Origin of the sequence: Streptomyces sp. ISL-12, from assembly GCF_018614415.1 — a bacterium.
Classification (GTDB): Bacteria; Actinomycetota; Actinomycetes; order Streptomycetales; family Streptomycetaceae; genus Streptomyces.
On record NZ_JAGGOO010000024.1, the window covers coordinates 1 to 14474 of the forward strand.

Consider the following 14474-nt stretch of genomic DNA (forward strand, 5'->3'; position numbering starts at 1 on the left):
CCGTCGGGTCCGTCGGGTCCGACGCCGGGTGTGCGTTCGGAGATGCTCACGGTGTCACTGCTCCTCGGGTGGCGGGCGCCGCGGCGCGCGGCACGGTACGGCGCGCGCCGCGGTGCCCACCGGGGTACGGGACGGGGGCCGGTCCGCTCACGCGGGCAGCCACCGTCGTACGCGGGCCATGAGCTCGTCGGTGTCCACGGGTTTGGTGACGTAGTCGCTGGCGCCCGAGGCGAGGGACTTCTCCCGGTCGCCGGGCATCGCCTTGGCGGTGACGGCGATGATGGGCAGCTCCGCGTACCGGGGCATGGCGCGGATCTCGGCCGTGGCCGTGTAGCCGTCCATCTCCGGCATCATCACGTCCATCAGCACCAGCGCGATGTCGGGGTTGTCCAGCAGGGTGTCGATGCCCTTGCGGCCGTTCTCGGCGTGCAGCACCCGGAAGCCGTGCAGTTCCAGTATGCCGCTCAGCGCGAACAGGTTGCGGGCGTCGTCGTCGACGACGAGGACCGTCCGTCCGTCCGCCGCGCCGCCGGGCTCCGGTGCGGCAGGCCGGCGCGGTTCCTCGGCGCGGACCAGGGACAGGACGTCGCCGGGCTCCTCGGCGGACAGGTGCAGGGCGATCCGCTCGCGCAGCTCGTCCAGGCTGGAGAGGAACTCCAGCGCCCCGCCCGGCACCCCGGACCGCAGCGACTCCTCCAGCGCGGCGTCCGCGCGGTGCCCGCTGTGCACCAGCACCGGCACGCTCGCCAGCGCCGAGTCGCCCCGCAGCGCCTTCAGGAAGCGGGACGCCTCACCGTCCGGCATGCCCAGCTCCAGGACCACGCAGTGGCAGGGGTCGGCGGCCAGCGCGCCCGCGGCCTCCTGCGCCCCGACGGCGGTGATCACGTCCAGCGGCGGCCGGTCGCCCGTCTCGTCCCGGCCGTGCGCGAGGTCGGCGACCACGCTCTCGGCGACCAGGGTCAGCAGCCCCCGGGGCCGCTCCTCCACGACCAGCAGCCGCCGCGGCCGCTGCCGGGGTCCGGCGGCCAGCTCGGGCAGCGGAGCCGGACCGGCGAGCGCGTCGGCGGACATGTCGGCCGTGCCGTGCCCGTCGGGCCGGCCGTGCCCCAGCAGCTCCTCGAAGTCGGGCCGCGCCACGGGCAGGAACAGCGTGAACGTACTGCCCTGACCGGGGATGCTGTCCACGGTGACGGCACCGCCCAGCAACTGGGCGATCTCCCGGGTGATGGACAGTCCGAGGCCGGTGCCGCCGTACTTGCGGCTGGTGGTGCCGTCCGCCTGCTGGAACGCGCCGAAGATCGTCTCCAGGTGCTGTTCCGGGATGCCGATGCCGGTGTCCCGGACCCGGAAGGCGACCACCGCGCCGCCGCGCAGCACGTTCTGCGGGACCTCACCGTCGGCGGCGGGCTCGATCCGCAGCTCCACGCTGCCCCGCTCGGTGAACTTCACCGCGTTGGACAGCAGGTTGCGCAGCACCTGGCGCAGCCGGGAGTCGTCGGTCAGCAGGTCGGCCGGCGCCCCGGCCGCGGTGCTGATCGTGAAGTCCAGGCTCTTCTGCGTGGTCATCGGCCGGAAGGTGGCCTCGACGTACTCGATGAGCTGCCGCAGCGTGACCCGCTCCGGCGCCACGTCCATCTTCCCGGCCTCGACCTTGGACAGGTCGAGGATGTCGTTGATCAGCTGGAGCAGGTCGGAGCCCGCCGAGTGGATGATGCCCGCGTACTCGACCTGCTTGGGGGTGAGGTTGCGCGAGGGGTTCTGGGCGAGCAGCTGGGCCAGGATGAGCAGGCTGTTGAGCGGGGTGCGCAGCTCGTGGCTCATGTTGGCCAGGAACTCCGACTTGTACTTCGAGGCCAGCGAGAGCTGCTGGGCGCGGGCCTCCAGCTCCTGGCGGGCCTGCTCGATCTGGAGGTTCTTCGCCTCGATGTCCCGGTTCTGGGTGGCGAGCAGCGACGCCTTCTCCTCCAGCTCGGCGTTGGAGCGCTGCAGCTCGTCCTGCTGCACCTGCAGCTCCGTGGACCGGACCTGGAGCTCGGCCGTCAGGCGCTGCGACTCGGCCAGCAGCTCGTCGGTGCGGGCGTTGGCCACGATGGTGTTGACGTTGACCCCGATGGTCTCCATCAGCTGGGACAGGAAGTCGTGGTGGATCTGGGTGAAGGCGGACACCGAGGCCAGTTCGATGACGCCGAGCACCTGGCCCTCGACGACGATCGGCAGCAGCACCAGGGCGCTGGGCACCACCTGTCCCAGTCCCGAGGAGATCGTCACGTAGTCCGGCGGCAGCTCGTCCACCGTGATGGCGCGGCGGCTGCGGGCGGCCTGGCCGACCAGGGTCCGGCCGAACGGGATACGGACGGGCCGGCCGTCGTCGTCGGGGTAGCCGTAGGAGCCGACGAGCCGCAGCTCGGGCCCGCGCACGCCGTCCTCGGCCAGGTAGAAGGCGCCGTACTGGGCGCCGACCAGCGGCGCCAGCTCGTCCATGATCAGCTCGGCGACGACGGGCAGGTCCCGGTGGCCCTGCATCAGGGAGGAGATCCGGGCCAGGTTGGTCTTGAGCCAGTCCTGCTCCTGGTTGGCCCGGGTGGTCTCGCGCAGGGACTCCACCATCGCGTTGATGTTGTCCTTCAGCTCGGCGACCTCGCCGGACGCCTCCACGTTGATGGAGCGGGTCAGGTCGCCCTCGGCGACCGCGCTGGTCACCTCGGCGATGGCCCTCACCTGCCGGGTCAGGTTGCCCGCCAGCTCGTTGACGTTCTCCGTCAGCCGCTTCCAGGTGCCGGAGACGCCCTCCACCTCGGCCTGGCCGCCGAGCCGGCCCTCGGTGCCGACCTCGCGGGCGACGCGGGTGACCTCGTCGGCGAAGGCGGAGAGCTGGTCGACCATGGTGTTGATGGTCGTCTTGAGTTCGAGGATCTCGCCGCTGGCGTCGACGTCGATCTTCTTCGACAGGTCGCCCCGGGCCACCGCGGTCGTCACCAGCGCGATGTTGCGGACCTGCCCGGTGAGGTTGTTGGCCATGGAGTTGACGTTGTCGGTGAGGTCCTTCCAGGTGCCGGCCACGTTGGGCACGTGCGCCTGGCCGCCCAGCCGTCCCTCGGTGCCGACCTCGCGCGCCACCCGGGTCACCTCGTCGGCGAACGCGGACAGCGTGTCGACCATGGTGTTGATGCCCTGGGCCAGCGCCGCGACCTCGCCCTTGGCCTCCACGGTGATCCGCTGCGACAGATCGCCCTTGGCGACCGCGGTGGCGACCTGGGCGATGGAGCGGACCTGGTGGGTGAGGTTGGACGCCATCACGTTGACGTTGTCGGTGAGGTCCTTCCAGGTGCCGGAGACCCCCCGCACCTGCGCCTGCCCGCCGAGGTTTCCGGCCGTGCCGACCTCGCGGGCGACGCGGGTGACCTCGTCGGCGAAGGCGGAGAGCTGGTCGACCATCGTGTTGATGGTGTTCTTCAGCTCCAGGATCTCGCCGCGGGCGTCCACGGTGATCTTCTGGGACAGGTCGCCCTTGGCCACGGCGGTGGCGACCTGGGCGACATTGCGGACCTGGTTGGTCAGGTTGCCCGCCATGAAGTTCACCGAGTCGGTGAGGTCCCGCCAGGTGCCCCGGACGCCCTGCACGTCCGCCTGACCTCCCAGGCGGCCCTCGGTGCCGACCTCGCGGGCGACCCTCGTCACTTCGTCGGCGAAGGCGGAGAGCTGGTCGACCATCGTGTTGATGGTGTTCTTCAGCTCCAGGATCTCGCCGCGGGCGTCCACGTCGATCTTCTGGGACAGGTCGCCCTTGGCCACGGCGGTGGCCACCTGGGCGATGTCCCGGACCTGCGTGGTCAGGTTCCCGGCCATCGCGTTGACCGAGTCCGTCAGATCGGCCCAGGTGCCCGAGACCCCCGGCACCTTCGCCTGTCCGCCCAGCTGCCCCTCCGTGCCGACCTCGCGGGCCACCCGGGTGACCTCGGAGGTGAACACGGACAACTGGTCCACCATGCCGTTGAAGACCTTGGCGATGTCGCCCATCAGGCCGTCGGCGTCGTCCGGCAGACGCGTGCCGAAATCGCCGTCCCGCACGGCCGTCAGACCGGCCAGGAGCCGTCGCAGCTCCTGGTCGCCCCAGGCCGCGTCGACGACCCCGGTGCTGTCGCTCGTCATGCCCACCCTCGTTCCGCTCCCCAGGAGTCCTCGCGGCAGAGGACTCGGAACCCCGTACGGGCCGATCGGCGGCCCGGACTCTCACAGGTGCGTTTCCACAGTTCAGCGGAACTGCCCGAGGAGAAAAATACGCCAGAGTCAGAGGTGTCCGCCGGGCGGGGAACGAAAAGTCGGCCCCGTCCCGGGCCTGCCTCATGCCTTCGGGGCGAGCCGGGCATGCTTCGGCGCCACAGGGGTACTCGGCCCGATTTCGCCGCCGGGCCGGGTGCCGTGGCGCGACGTGCGGCGGCGCGCGCCGAATGCCGGTCGCCGGGGAGGGTAGTTGCTGCTGTGGAGCCGGGCGGGCGTGCTGCCCGGCCCGGGCCACGACCGGCCATGACACGGGAGGGAAGGAGCAGCGTGCCGATGGAACGAATCTGGTCGTACGCGCCGGAGAGCGGTCACGTCGAGGGAGAGGACCTGTCGGGCTGCACCGTCGTCGCGAGCGACGGCACCATCGGCCACGTGGACCGCCAGGCGGACCACTTCGGCATGCGGCACCTGGTCGTCGACACCGGCGTCTGGGTCTTCGGCCGTAGCGTGCTGGTGCCGGTCGGCGTGGTGAGCGGCATCGACGCCGGGGCCCGCAAGGTCACGGTGTCCTGCACCAGGGCCGAGGTCAAGGCCGCGCCCCGGTTCCGCACCGACAGCGAGACCATGGACCCGGAGTACCTGACGGCCGTCGGCGCCTACTACGCCGGGCTGCCGCCCCGGGAGACCTCCGCCACCTGACACCGGGGGCGGACCCGCGGCCGCCCCCTGCGGGCGGCCGTCACCAGGGCAGGAAGACGTGGATGTCCTTGCCCCGCTCGTCGGGCACGACGCTGACCTGGTCGCACAGGGTGTGGATCAGGTGCCAGCCGATGCCGCCGCCCCCGCTGCTCGGGTGGAAGGGCCGGGGCGCGGGCGGGGTCGGATTGGTGTCGTGCATCGCCACGTGCACCCCGTCGAAGGTGCGCCGCAGCCGCAGCCGGAAGGGTCCCGGGGCGTACTGCACCGCGTTCGCGGCCAGCTCCGTGACCACCAGGAGAATGTCGTCCCAGTGCTCGGGGGCCGCCGGTGACGCCACGCGTGAGAGGTCGTAGAGGAATTCCTCCGCGACCAGGCGCGCACCGGTCACATTGTGCAGCTCCCCGGTGAAGCTGGCGGTGCGGTCCGTGATCTCCTCGGAAGCCAGTGTCCTGTCCCAACGCGACTCGGCTGCCATTTCGCCTTCCCGGCCCGGCCTCAGCAGGGCTGTCTCGTCCTTTCCCGTGCGCCCCCTCCGTCTGCTAGTTCCCGTGCCGGCAGAGCCTACGCGCCTGTTTGCGGCGGCACCGGAAGATGGCCCAGCGTGACCGGGCCGTAGCCGACCGTGCGTGTCGCCGAGGCCGGACGGAATTCCGGCGCCGGACGCCCGCGGGAAAAGACACCGGGGGAGTGGAATGCCGAATTCCTCTTACCGGTGAATCCGCGACATGTCAATTCCCGGGAATGCGGGGCCAATTGCGCGGGCACTCGGTGGGCGGAACACACCGGAGCATTCATGACAGGGGGTGCTCCGCCGCTCGAATCCCCCTACACCAGGAGATTCTGATGACCAGTTACGGCAGTTCCTCCACCGCGTCCCCCCGGTCCCGTACCAACGGCCTGGCCATCGCGAGCCTCGTCTGCGGCATCGTCGGACTGTTCGTCTTCAACGTGATCCTCGGACCGGTCGCCATCGTGCTGGGTGCCGTCGGACTGCGGCAGGCGGGGGTCAAGGGCGGTGCGGGAATGGCCAAGGCCGGCATCGTGCTCGGCGTGCTCGCCCTCGTCCTCTTCGGCGTGCTGCTCGCGGTGAGCGCGGCCAACGGCGGGTTCAGCTGGTACGTCGGCGGCTGACGAAGACGTTGTCGGGCTCATCCCAGTCCGCGTCGCCGTCCGCCCGGCCCGCCGCCCGCTCCAGGGCCCGCGCGGGCCGGGCGGGACGCGCCTCGTACATGGCGTCGATCTCCAGGGCGAAGACCCGCGCGATCTCGTCGCGGCGCAGCTTCATCGACGGCGTCAGCAGCCCCTTGGCCACGTCGAAGGGCTCGGGCAGGACCCGGAAGACCCGGATCGACTCCGCGCGCGACACGGCACTGTTGGCGGCGGCCACGGCCCGCGCGATCTCCTCGCGCAGGGCGTTCTCCTCACGGGCCTCCCGCGCCGGGGCGTCCCCCTGGAGCGCCAGGCCCGCCCGCCAGTGCGTCAGGAACTCGGGGTCGAGGGTGATCAGCGCGCCCACGCAGGGCCGGCCGTCGCCCACCACGACCGCCTGGTGGACCAGCGGGTGCGCCCGCAGCCGCTGCTCCAGGACGGCCGGGGCCACACTCGTACCGCCGCTCGTGACCACGGTGTCCTTCTTGCGGCCGGTGATCGTCAGATACCCCTCGTCGTCCAGCCGCCCCAGGTCGCCGGTGGCCAGCCACCCGTCGCGCAGCACGGCCGCGGTGGCGGCCTCGTCGCCGACGTACCCCTGGAACACCGACGGGCCGCGGACCAGGATCTCCTCGTCGTCCGCCACCCGGATCTCCGTGCCGGGCAGCGCCCGGCCCACGGTGCCGGACTTCTCCCGGCCCAGCGGCTGCATCGTCACCCCGCCGGCCGTCTCGGTCAGCCCGTAGCCGTCGTGCACGTAGATGCCGATGCCCTCGAAGAACAGGGACAGCTCGCGGCCCAGCGGCGAGCCGCCGGACGTCGCGCGCCGCACCCGGCCGCCCAGCGACTCCCGCAGCCGGCGGTACACCGTCCGCTCGTACATCGCGTGCTGCAGCCGCAGGTCGAGGCCGGGTCCCGGTCCCGTGCCCAGTCTTCGGCGCTCCCGGGCCTCGGCGTAGTCCCGTGCCGTGGCGGCGGCCCGCTCGAACAGGGCGCCCCGGCCCGCCCGCTGGGCCGTGCGCAGGAAGTTGCTGTAGATCTTCTCCAGCACCGAGGGGACGGCGTAGAGGTAGGTGGGGCGGAAGGAGCGCAGGGCGGACGTCAGTGCCGCCTCCGTCGTCTCCGGCTCGTGGGCCATCAGCAGACCGCCGCGTACGCACAGCCCCTGGACCATCAGGCCGTACACGTGCGAGAACGGCAGGAACGCCAGGACGGAGCCCTGTTCCCCCGGGGCCGCCGCCGTCGAGCCCCAGCCGTCGAGCAGGACGTCGCAGGGGGACGCCAGCGCGCGGTGGCTCAGGGCGCAGCCCAGGGGCCGGCCCGTGGTGCCGGAGGTGTAGGCGACCACCGCGGTGGCCTCCGGCAGCACGATGCGGCGCATCGAGTCCACCGCGGCGGCCGGTACGTCCGCGCCCCGGGCCGCCAGCTCGGCGCAGGCCCCCGCGTCCAGCTGCCAGACGTGGCGCAGCGCGGGCAGCGCCGCGCACACCGAACCGACGGTCATCACGCACCGCTCGTCCTCCACCACCACGGCCACGCAGCCCGCGTCCCGCAGCATCCAGGCGACCTGGTCCCGGGAGGAGGCCGGATGGACGGGGACGACCTCGGCGCCCACCGTCCACAGCGCGTAGCCGAGCACTGTCCACTCGTACCGGGTGCGGGCCATGACCGCGACCCGCTCGCCCGGCGCGATCCCCGCCGCGATCAGCCCCTTGGCCAGCCCGGCCACCTCGTCGCGGACCTCCGCGGCCGTCACCTCCCGCCAGCCGGCCGAGCCCTCCTCGGGGCGGCGGGCCAGCAGCGGCAGCGCCGGGTCGCGGTCCGCCGTCTCGAAGAGCCGGTCGGCCAGACCGCCGGTCAGCGGGGGAAGGGCCCAGGCAGCGGGAGCGGAGTCGCGCATGCACTGCTCCTGATGTGTACGGGCTGTGACGGAAACCGTCGGACAGCGTGGTCGACGGTGCCCGAATCTAGCCGAGGCGACGGCGGCCGGGCACCCGGACGGCCGAACTGCGTCCGCCCTCGGCCACCCCGGCGGGAAGGGAACCGCGTCCGCCCTGATGACCTCGGCGAGAAGGGGGACCCGGACGGCATGAGCTATACGAATCCCGACCCCGAACCCGAGCGCACCACCGGCCTGGAACCCGGCGGCGGCGTACCGCCCGGCGAGACCCCGCCCGCGGAGAGCAGCCTGCCCGAGGCCGGTCCGCGCGAGGTCCACAACCCCGCGAAGGGCTGGGGTAAAGGTCCGCTGACGCTGATCGTCCTCCTGGTCGTCCTGGTCGCGGCCTTCTTCCTCGCCTACGCGATCACCCTGATGGTGTGACCGGCGAAACGGTGACATGACCGGTAGGACGGCGGAGCGGCCGGCGGGACGGCGTCACCCCTGGGTACGGCGCACGCAGCCGGTGACGACGTCCCGCAGGCTGCCCGTGCGCTCCAGCAGCTCCCGCTGCACCCGGGCCCCGTTGCCGCGCCGCAGCAGCGCGGCGCACTCCTCGCGCACCCGCTCCATGTCACCGGCCTCGGCCAGCGCCTCACCGACATGGTCCAGCAGGGTCCGTACGACGCTCTCGGCGGGCATCCGCCGCATGGTCGCCGGATGCAGCAGCTCACCCGTCAGCCCGGACCGGGCGGCCCGCCAGGCGGCCAGCCGCAGCAGGCTCACACTGTGCCCGGCCGGCTCCACGCCCTCCCGCCACTCGCGCGCGGCGGTCTCCACCAGGCCCCGGGCGAGACAGGCGATCAGCACGGCCGTGTCGGAGTGCAGACACACGTCCGCGACCCGGAACTCCACCGTCGGGTACCGCTCGGAAAGCCGGACGTCGAAGTAGACCATCTTCTCGTCGAGGATGGTGCCGGTGGCCACCATGTCGGCGACCCTCCGGTGGTAGCGCTCCGCCGACCCGAACAGCTCGGTGGGACCGGCCGACGGCCAGCGCTGCCAGACCCGGCTGCGGTAACTGCTGTACCCCGTGTCCTTGCCCTGCCAGAACGGCGAGTTCGCGCTCAGCGCGCTGAGCACCGACAGCCAGGGCCGCACCCGGTCGACGACGGCGACGCCCTCCTCGTCGGAGTCCACGGCGACATGCACATGGCAGCCCATGACCAGCTGTTCCTGGACGACGACGCCGTACTGGCCGGCCATCCACTGGTAGCGGTTGTTGATCCCCACGGCGGGGCTGACCGGCAGCGGGGAGGTGGCGAGCGCGGCCACCGTGCAGCCCAGCTCACCGGCGTGCCGCGCGGCCTCCTTGCGGCAGCGCACGATCTCCGCCTGGAGCCGCTCCATCTCCGCCTGCGGATGCGTGGCGAACTCCAGCATCTGGTCGTGCAGTTCCTTCTCGAACACGTCCTGGTCGCCCGGGTCCAGAGCGGCCCGGGCGAGCACCGCCGCGGACATCGCCCGCGGCTCACCGGTCTCGGGATCGACCAGGAGGAGTTCTTCCTCCACTCCGACGGTACGCACCTGATGCCGCCTCTCTGTGGCCTGCCGCGCCGACGACGAGGGTTCTCGGGTCGTAGGAACCTGACTGCCCCCTCAGCCGCCGTCGGACACCTGGCCGCGCCGCCGGGGTCTCACCCGGCGAACGGCATCAGCCACACGGTGGCCAGCGGCGGCAGCGTCAGCGAGAGATGGCCGTCCTCGGTCTTGACGGCGCCGGGGTTGGTGACGTCGGAGCCGCCGTACCGCGCGGCGTCGGTGTTGAGGACCTCCTGCCAGGCGGGGACGTCGTCGCCGGTGGCGAGCCGGTAGTCGTGCCGGACGACGGGGGAGAAGTTCGACACCGCCAGCAGCGGGCTGCCCTGCGCGTCGTACCGCAGGAAGGCGAAGACGTTGTCCTCGGCGGCGTCCACCGCGACCCAGCGGAAACCCGCCGGGTCGGTGTCCCGCTGCCACAGCGCCGGGGCGGCCCGGTACCGCGCGTTCAGATCACGGACCAGGTCCCGCACCGCGCGGTGATCACCCGCCGAGTGGTACCCGTCGTCGAGCAGCCACCATTCCGGACCCTGTTTCTCCGACCACTCCGCCCCTTGCGCGAACTCCTGCCCCATGAACAGCAGCTGTTTGCCCGGGTGGGCCCACATGAAGCCCAGATAGGCGCGGACATTGGCGCGCCGCTGCCACCAGTCGCCCGGCATCTTCGACACCAGCGCCTGCTTGCCGTGCACCACCTCGTCGTGGGAGATCGGCAGGACGTAGTTCTCGCTGTAGGCGTACACCATCGAGAAGGTCATCTCGTGGTGGTGGTACTTGCGGTGCACCGGCTCCTTGGCCACGTACTCCAGCGAGTCGTGCATCCACCCCATGTTCCACTTGAACCCGAAGCCGAGCCCGCCCGCGTCGGTGGGCCGGGTCACCCCGCCCCACGCGGTGGACTCCTCCGCGATGGTCACCACGCCGGGGCAGCGCCGGTAGACGGTGGCGTTCATCTCCTGGAGGAACGCCATCGCGGCCAGGTCCTCCCGGCCGCCGTACACGTTCGGCTCCCACTGCCCGGAGTCGCGCGAGTAGTCCAGGTAGAGCATCGAGGCGACGGCGTCCACCCGCAGGCCGTCGATGTGGAACTCCTCGCACCAGTACACGGCGTTCGCGACCAGGAAGTTGCGCACCTCGGTCCGCGCGAAGTCGAAGGTGTACGTCCCCCAGTCCGGGTGGGTCGCCCGCCGCTCGTCCCCGGGCTCGTACAGCGGGTCCCCGTCGAACCGGGCCAGCGCCCAGTCGTCCTTCGGGAAGTGCGCCGGCACCCAGTCCATGATCACGCCGATGCTGGCCCGGTGCAGGGCGTCGACCAGGTACTTGAAGTCGTCCGGTGTGCCGAGGCGCGCGGTCGGCGCGTAGAAGCCGGTGACCTGGTAGCCCCAGGACGGCCCGTAGGGGTGCTCGGCGACCGGCATCAGCTCCACGTGCGTGAAGCCGAGGTCCTTGACGTACGCGGGGAGCACGTCCGCCAGTTCCCGGTAGCCGAGCCCCGGCCGCCAGGACGGCAGGTGCACCTCGTAGACCGAGAACGGCGCCTGGTGCACGGGCGTCGCCGCGCGGTCGCGCATCCACTGCGCGTCGCTCCACTCGTGGTGCGACGCGGTGACCACGGACGCCGTGTTCGGCGGCTCCTCGGCGGCGCGGGCCATCGGGTCGGCCTTGAGGAAGCGGTGCCCGTAGCGGGAGTGGATCTCGAACTTGTACGTCACGCCCTCGCCGACGCCGGGCAGGAACAGCTCCCACACGCCGGACGAGCCCATCGAGCGCATGGGGAAGGCGGTGCCGTCCCAGTGGGTGAAGTCCGTGGCGACCCGCACGCCCCGCGCGTTCGGCGCCCAGACCGTGAAGCGGGTGCCGGCCACGCCCTCGTGGACCATCGGCTCGGCGCCCAGCGCCCGCCACAGCTGCTCGTGCCGGCCCTCGGAGATCAGATGCAGGTCCAGCTCCCCGAGCGCGGGCAGGAAACGGTACGGGTCGTGCGTCTCCCGCGCCCCGTTCTCGTACTCCACCAGCAGCGTGTACGCGGGGATCGCGGTCAGCGGCAGTACGCCGGAGAAGAGGCCGTCCTCCTCGGAGGCGAGGGCGTGGCGCTCGCCGTCGATCACCACGCTCACCGCCCGCGCGAAGGGGCGCAGCGCCCGGAAGGCGATCCCGCCGGGCACCGGACGGGCGCCGAGCAGCGCGTGCGGGTCGTGGTGGGCGCCCGCCAGCAGGCGCCCCCGGTCGGCCGGGTCCAGCGGCGGCGCGGTACCGGCCGCCCCGGTGGGCGTGGCGGGACCGGACGGCTCGGGGAGCGAGGTGTCGCGGAGGGCCATGTCAGTCTCCTCTCACGGCGAGTCGTTCGATCGCCGCCATGGGTACGGGAAGCCAGTCGGGACGGTGCCGGGCCTCGTACAGCACCTCGTACACGGCGCGGTCCGTCTCGTAGGCGCGCAGCAGGCCGTGCTTCTTGCGCGGGTCCCAGCCGGCCCGTACGGCGTAGCCCGCGCAGTAGGCCTCCCGGCAGCGGCGCGCCCACTCCGGGCGCCACGGGCGGCGCTGGCGGGCGGCGTAGTCGAAGGAGCGCAGCATGCCCGCGATGTCCCGCACCGGGGAGTGGGCGCTGCGCCGCTCGGTCAGCGGCCGGGACGGCTCGCCCTCGAAGTCGATGACGAACCAGTCGCGCCCCGCCCGCAGCACCTGCCCGAGGTGCAGGTCGCCGTGGATGCGCTGGGCGGCCGGTCCGACGTCGCAGGTGGTCAGCGCGGCGAACGCGCCCTGGAGCCGGGGCACGAAGGGCCGCAGCGCCGGGACGGCGTGCGCGGCGGCGGTCAGCCGCTCGGTCATCGCCGCGGCCGTGCGGCCGTTCTCCCCGGGGGTGCCGGCCGGGAACGCCGAGGCCAGGGCGACGTGCACATCGGCGGTGGCCCGCCCCAGCGCGTGCGCCTGCGCGGTGAAGTCGTCCCCGGCGGCCAGCGCGTCCAGCGCGAGCGTCCAGCCGTCGGTGGCGCCCGGCAGGAACGGCTGGAGCACGCCGAGGGTCGCCTCGAACGGGTGCGTGGTGCGGAACCAGGCCACGGGCGCCGGCACCCGGCCGCAGCCCTGCCGGGCCAGCGCGCCCGGCACCTCCAGGTCCGGGTTGACCCCGGGCTGGATGCGCCGGAACACCTTCAGGATCAGCTCGTCGCCGTAGACCAGCGAGGAGTTGGACTGCTCGGCGTCGAGCAGCCGGGGCGCCAGCGCGGTGGCGGGCACCGGACGCGCCGGGTCCGCCTCGAAGCGGAGCGGGCCCGCCGTGCCGGGGTGCCGCAGCCGCTCCAGCAGCAACTGGGCCATCCGGGGGTCCTGCAACGCGTCGTACATCGTCAGACCGGCGAGCGAGCCTTCCTCCACCCGGCCGATGATCGCCCGGCCCAGGCGTGGTGAAGGGTGCTCGCGCACGCCCAGCAGCAGCTGGTAGCAGTCACCGGCCGGCGGGGCGCCGCCGGGCGCGGGCACCGTGCCGTGCCCGGCGTGGATCAGCAGGTGCAGACAGCCGGGGAACAGCTCCGTCATCGACAGCAGGCCGAGGTCGGCCACGGGCCGGTCCTTGCCCGCGAACCAGCGCTGCCTGGGCAGCCACTGGCGCAGCAGACCGCCGAGCGACGCCATCGGGTCGTCGGGATGGTGCGCGGGTCTCGGGCGCAGGGGTGCGGTCTTCGGCATGGTGACGCGTCCTTTCCTCGGCACGGGCTCATGCCCGGCGGCCGATGCGGGATGCGACTCGGGTGAGCCGGAACCAGTAGAAGCCGTGACCCCCGAGGGTCAGCAGGTAGGGCAGTTCGCCGATGGCCGGGAAGCGGACACCGCCGAACAGCTCGACCGGGTGACGCCCGGCATACTCGCGCAGGTCCAGCTCGGTGGGCTGGGCGAACCGCGCGAAGTTGTTGACGCAGAGCACCAGGTCGTCCCCGTTTTCCCCATGCGAGGGGGCCTCCCGCAGGAACGCCAGCACCGCCGGATTGGAGGACGGCAGTTCGGTGAAGGAGCCGAGGCCGAAGGCCGGGTTCTGCTTGCGGATCTCGATCATCCGCCGGGTCCAGTGCAGCAGGGACGACGGGGAGGACATGGACGCCTCGACGTTGGTCACCTGGTAGCCGTAGACCGGGTCCATGATCGTGGGGAGGAAGAGCCGCCCCGGGTCGGACGACGAGAACCCGGCGTTGCGGTCCGGGGTCCACTGCATCGGGGTGCGGACGGCGTCCCGGTCGCCGAGCCAGATGTTGTCGCCCATGCCGATCTCGTCGCCGTAGTAGAGGATCGGCGAGCCGGGCAGGGCCAGGAGCAGGGCGGTGAACAGCTCGATCTGGTCCCGGTCGTTGTCCAGCAGGGGGGCCAGGCGACGCCGGATGCCGATGTTGGCGCGCATCCGCGGGTCCTTGGCGTACTCCGCCCACATGTAGTCGCGTTCCTCGTCGGTGACCATCTCCAGCGTCAGCTCGTCGTGGTTGCGCAGGAAGATGCCCCACTGGCAGCGGGACGGGATGGCCGGGGTCTTGGCGAGGATCTCGGAGACGGGGTACCGGGACTCCCTCCGTACGGCCATGAAGATGCGCGGCATGACCGGGAAGTGGAACGCCATGTGGCACTCGTCGCCGCCGGAGGCGTAGTCGCCGAAGTAGTCGACGACGTCCTCCGGCCACTGGTTGGCCTCGGCCAGCAGCACCGTGTCCGGGTACTGGGCGTCGATCTCGCGCCGGACCCGCTTGAGGAAGGCGTGCGTCGCCGGAAGGTTTTCGCAGTTGGTGCCCTCCTCGGCGTAGAGGTACGGCACCGCGTCCAGCCGGAACCCGTCGATCCCGAGGTCCAGCCAGAACTTCAGGGCGGAGATCATCTCCTCCTGCACGGACGGGTTCTCGTAGTTGAGGTCCGGCTGGTGGGAGAAGAAGCGGTGCCAGTAGTACTG

General features: G+C 72.2%; 10 protein-coding genes. 3 read left to right on the forward strand and 7 right to left on the reverse strand.

The window, feature by feature from the left end:
- Positions 1–147 precede the first annotated feature (147 nt).
- Positions 148–4149 (reverse strand): HAMP domain-containing protein, encoded by a 4002-nt coding sequence (locus J7I94_RS07055; RefSeq protein ID WP_215165978.1) that lies wholly within the window; start codon positions 4147–4149, stop codon positions 148–150.
- A gap of 405 nt (positions 4150–4554) precedes the next feature.
- Here J7I94_RS07055 and J7I94_RS07060 point away from each other — a divergent pair, with 405 nt between their 5' ends.
- Positions 4555–4920 carry a PRC-barrel domain-containing protein gene (locus J7I94_RS07060; protein WP_215165979.1) on the forward strand — a complete coding sequence of 122 codons (366 nt, stop codon included), beginning with the start codon at positions 4555–4557 and terminating at the stop codon, positions 4918–4920.
- 40 nt (positions 4921–4960) lie between these two features.
- Here the strand turns inward: J7I94_RS07060 and J7I94_RS07065 are convergent, their stop codons facing one another.
- Positions 4961–5395: an ATP-binding protein gene (locus J7I94_RS07065; protein WP_215165980.1), complete on the reverse strand. Its 435-nt coding sequence runs from the start codon at positions 5393–5395 to the stop codon at positions 4961–4963.
- A 368-nt stretch (positions 5396–5763) separates the two neighbouring features.
- Here J7I94_RS07065 and J7I94_RS07070 point away from each other — a divergent pair, with 368 nt between their 5' ends.
- Positions 5764–6051 (forward strand): DUF4190 domain-containing protein, encoded by a 288-nt coding sequence (locus tag J7I94_RS07070; RefSeq protein ID WP_215165981.1) that lies wholly within the window; start codon positions 5764–5766, stop codon positions 6049–6051.
- On the opposite strand, the gene J7I94_RS07075 is transcribed toward J7I94_RS07070, so the two are convergent.
- A complete protein-coding gene (locus J7I94_RS07075) occupies positions 6029–7969 on the reverse strand; it encodes a long-chain fatty acid--CoA ligase (RefSeq protein ID WP_215165982.1) in 1941 nt (646 codons plus the stop codon). The two genes, J7I94_RS07070 and J7I94_RS07075, sit on opposite strands and share 23 nt — an antisense overlap.
- A gap of 189 nt (positions 7970–8158) precedes the next feature.
- On the opposite strand from J7I94_RS07075, the gene J7I94_RS07080 reads away from it, so the two are divergent.
- Positions 8159–8392, forward strand: a complete 234-nt coding sequence (locus J7I94_RS07080; RefSeq protein WP_215165984.1) for a DUF6480 family protein — start codon at positions 8159–8161, stop codon at positions 8390–8392.
- Positions 8393–8446: 54 nt separating this feature from the next.
- Here the strand turns inward: J7I94_RS07080 and J7I94_RS07085 are convergent, their stop codons facing one another.
- The 4 genes from J7I94_RS07085 to J7I94_RS07100 form a co-directional block, all read right to left on the reverse strand.
- On the reverse strand, positions 8447–9535 hold the full coding sequence (locus J7I94_RS07085; protein WP_215165986.1) for a glutamate--cysteine ligase: 1089 nt from the start codon (positions 9533–9535) through the stop codon (positions 8447–8449).
- Between the two features lie 110 nt (positions 9536–9645).
- A complete protein-coding gene (glgB, locus tag J7I94_RS07090; RefSeq protein WP_215165987.1) occupies positions 9646–11865 on the reverse strand; it encodes a 1,4-alpha-glucan branching enzyme in 2220 nt (739 codons plus the stop codon).
- A 1-nt stretch (position 11866) separates the two neighbouring features.
- The gene (locus tag J7I94_RS07095) at positions 11867–13234 is read right to left on the reverse strand and encodes a maltokinase (protein WP_215165988.1); all 1368 of its coding nucleotides are present in this window, start codon (positions 13232–13234) and stop codon (positions 11867–11869) included.
- Between the two features lie 28 nt (positions 13235–13262).
- On the reverse strand, positions 13263–14474 hold a 1212-nt coding region (locus J7I94_RS07100), incomplete at its 5' end, for an alpha-amylase family glycosyl hydrolase (RefSeq protein WP_215165989.1).

Coding starts and splice junctions, on each gene's coding strand:
- glgB (WP_215165987.1), bottom strand. CDS start 11,865: ATGGCCCTCCGCGACACCTCGCTCCCCGAGCCGTCCGGTCCCGCCACG.
- J7I94_RS07055 (WP_215165978.1), bottom strand. CDS start 4,149: ATGACGAGCGACAGCACCGGGGTCGTCGACGCGGCCTGGGGCGACCAG.
- J7I94_RS07060 (WP_215165979.1), top strand. CDS start 4,555: ATGGAACGAATCTGGTCGTACGCGCCGGAGAGCGGTCACGTCGAGGGA.
- J7I94_RS07065 (WP_215165980.1), bottom strand. CDS start 5,395: ATGGCAGCCGAGTCGCGTTGGGACAGGACACTGGCTTCCGAGGAGATC.
- J7I94_RS07095 (WP_215165988.1), bottom strand. CDS start 13,234: ATGCCGAAGACCGCACCCCTGCGCCCGAGACCCGCGCACCATCCCGAC.
- J7I94_RS07075 (WP_215165982.1), bottom strand. CDS start 7,969: ATGCGCGACTCCGCTCCCGCTGCCTGGGCCCTTCCCCCGCTGACCGGC.
- J7I94_RS07070 (WP_215165981.1), top strand. CDS start 5,764: ATGACCAGTTACGGCAGTTCCTCCACCGCGTCCCCCCGGTCCCGTACC.
- J7I94_RS07080 (WP_215165984.1), top strand. CDS start 8,159: ATGAGCTATACGAATCCCGACCCCGAACCCGAGCGCACCACCGGCCTG.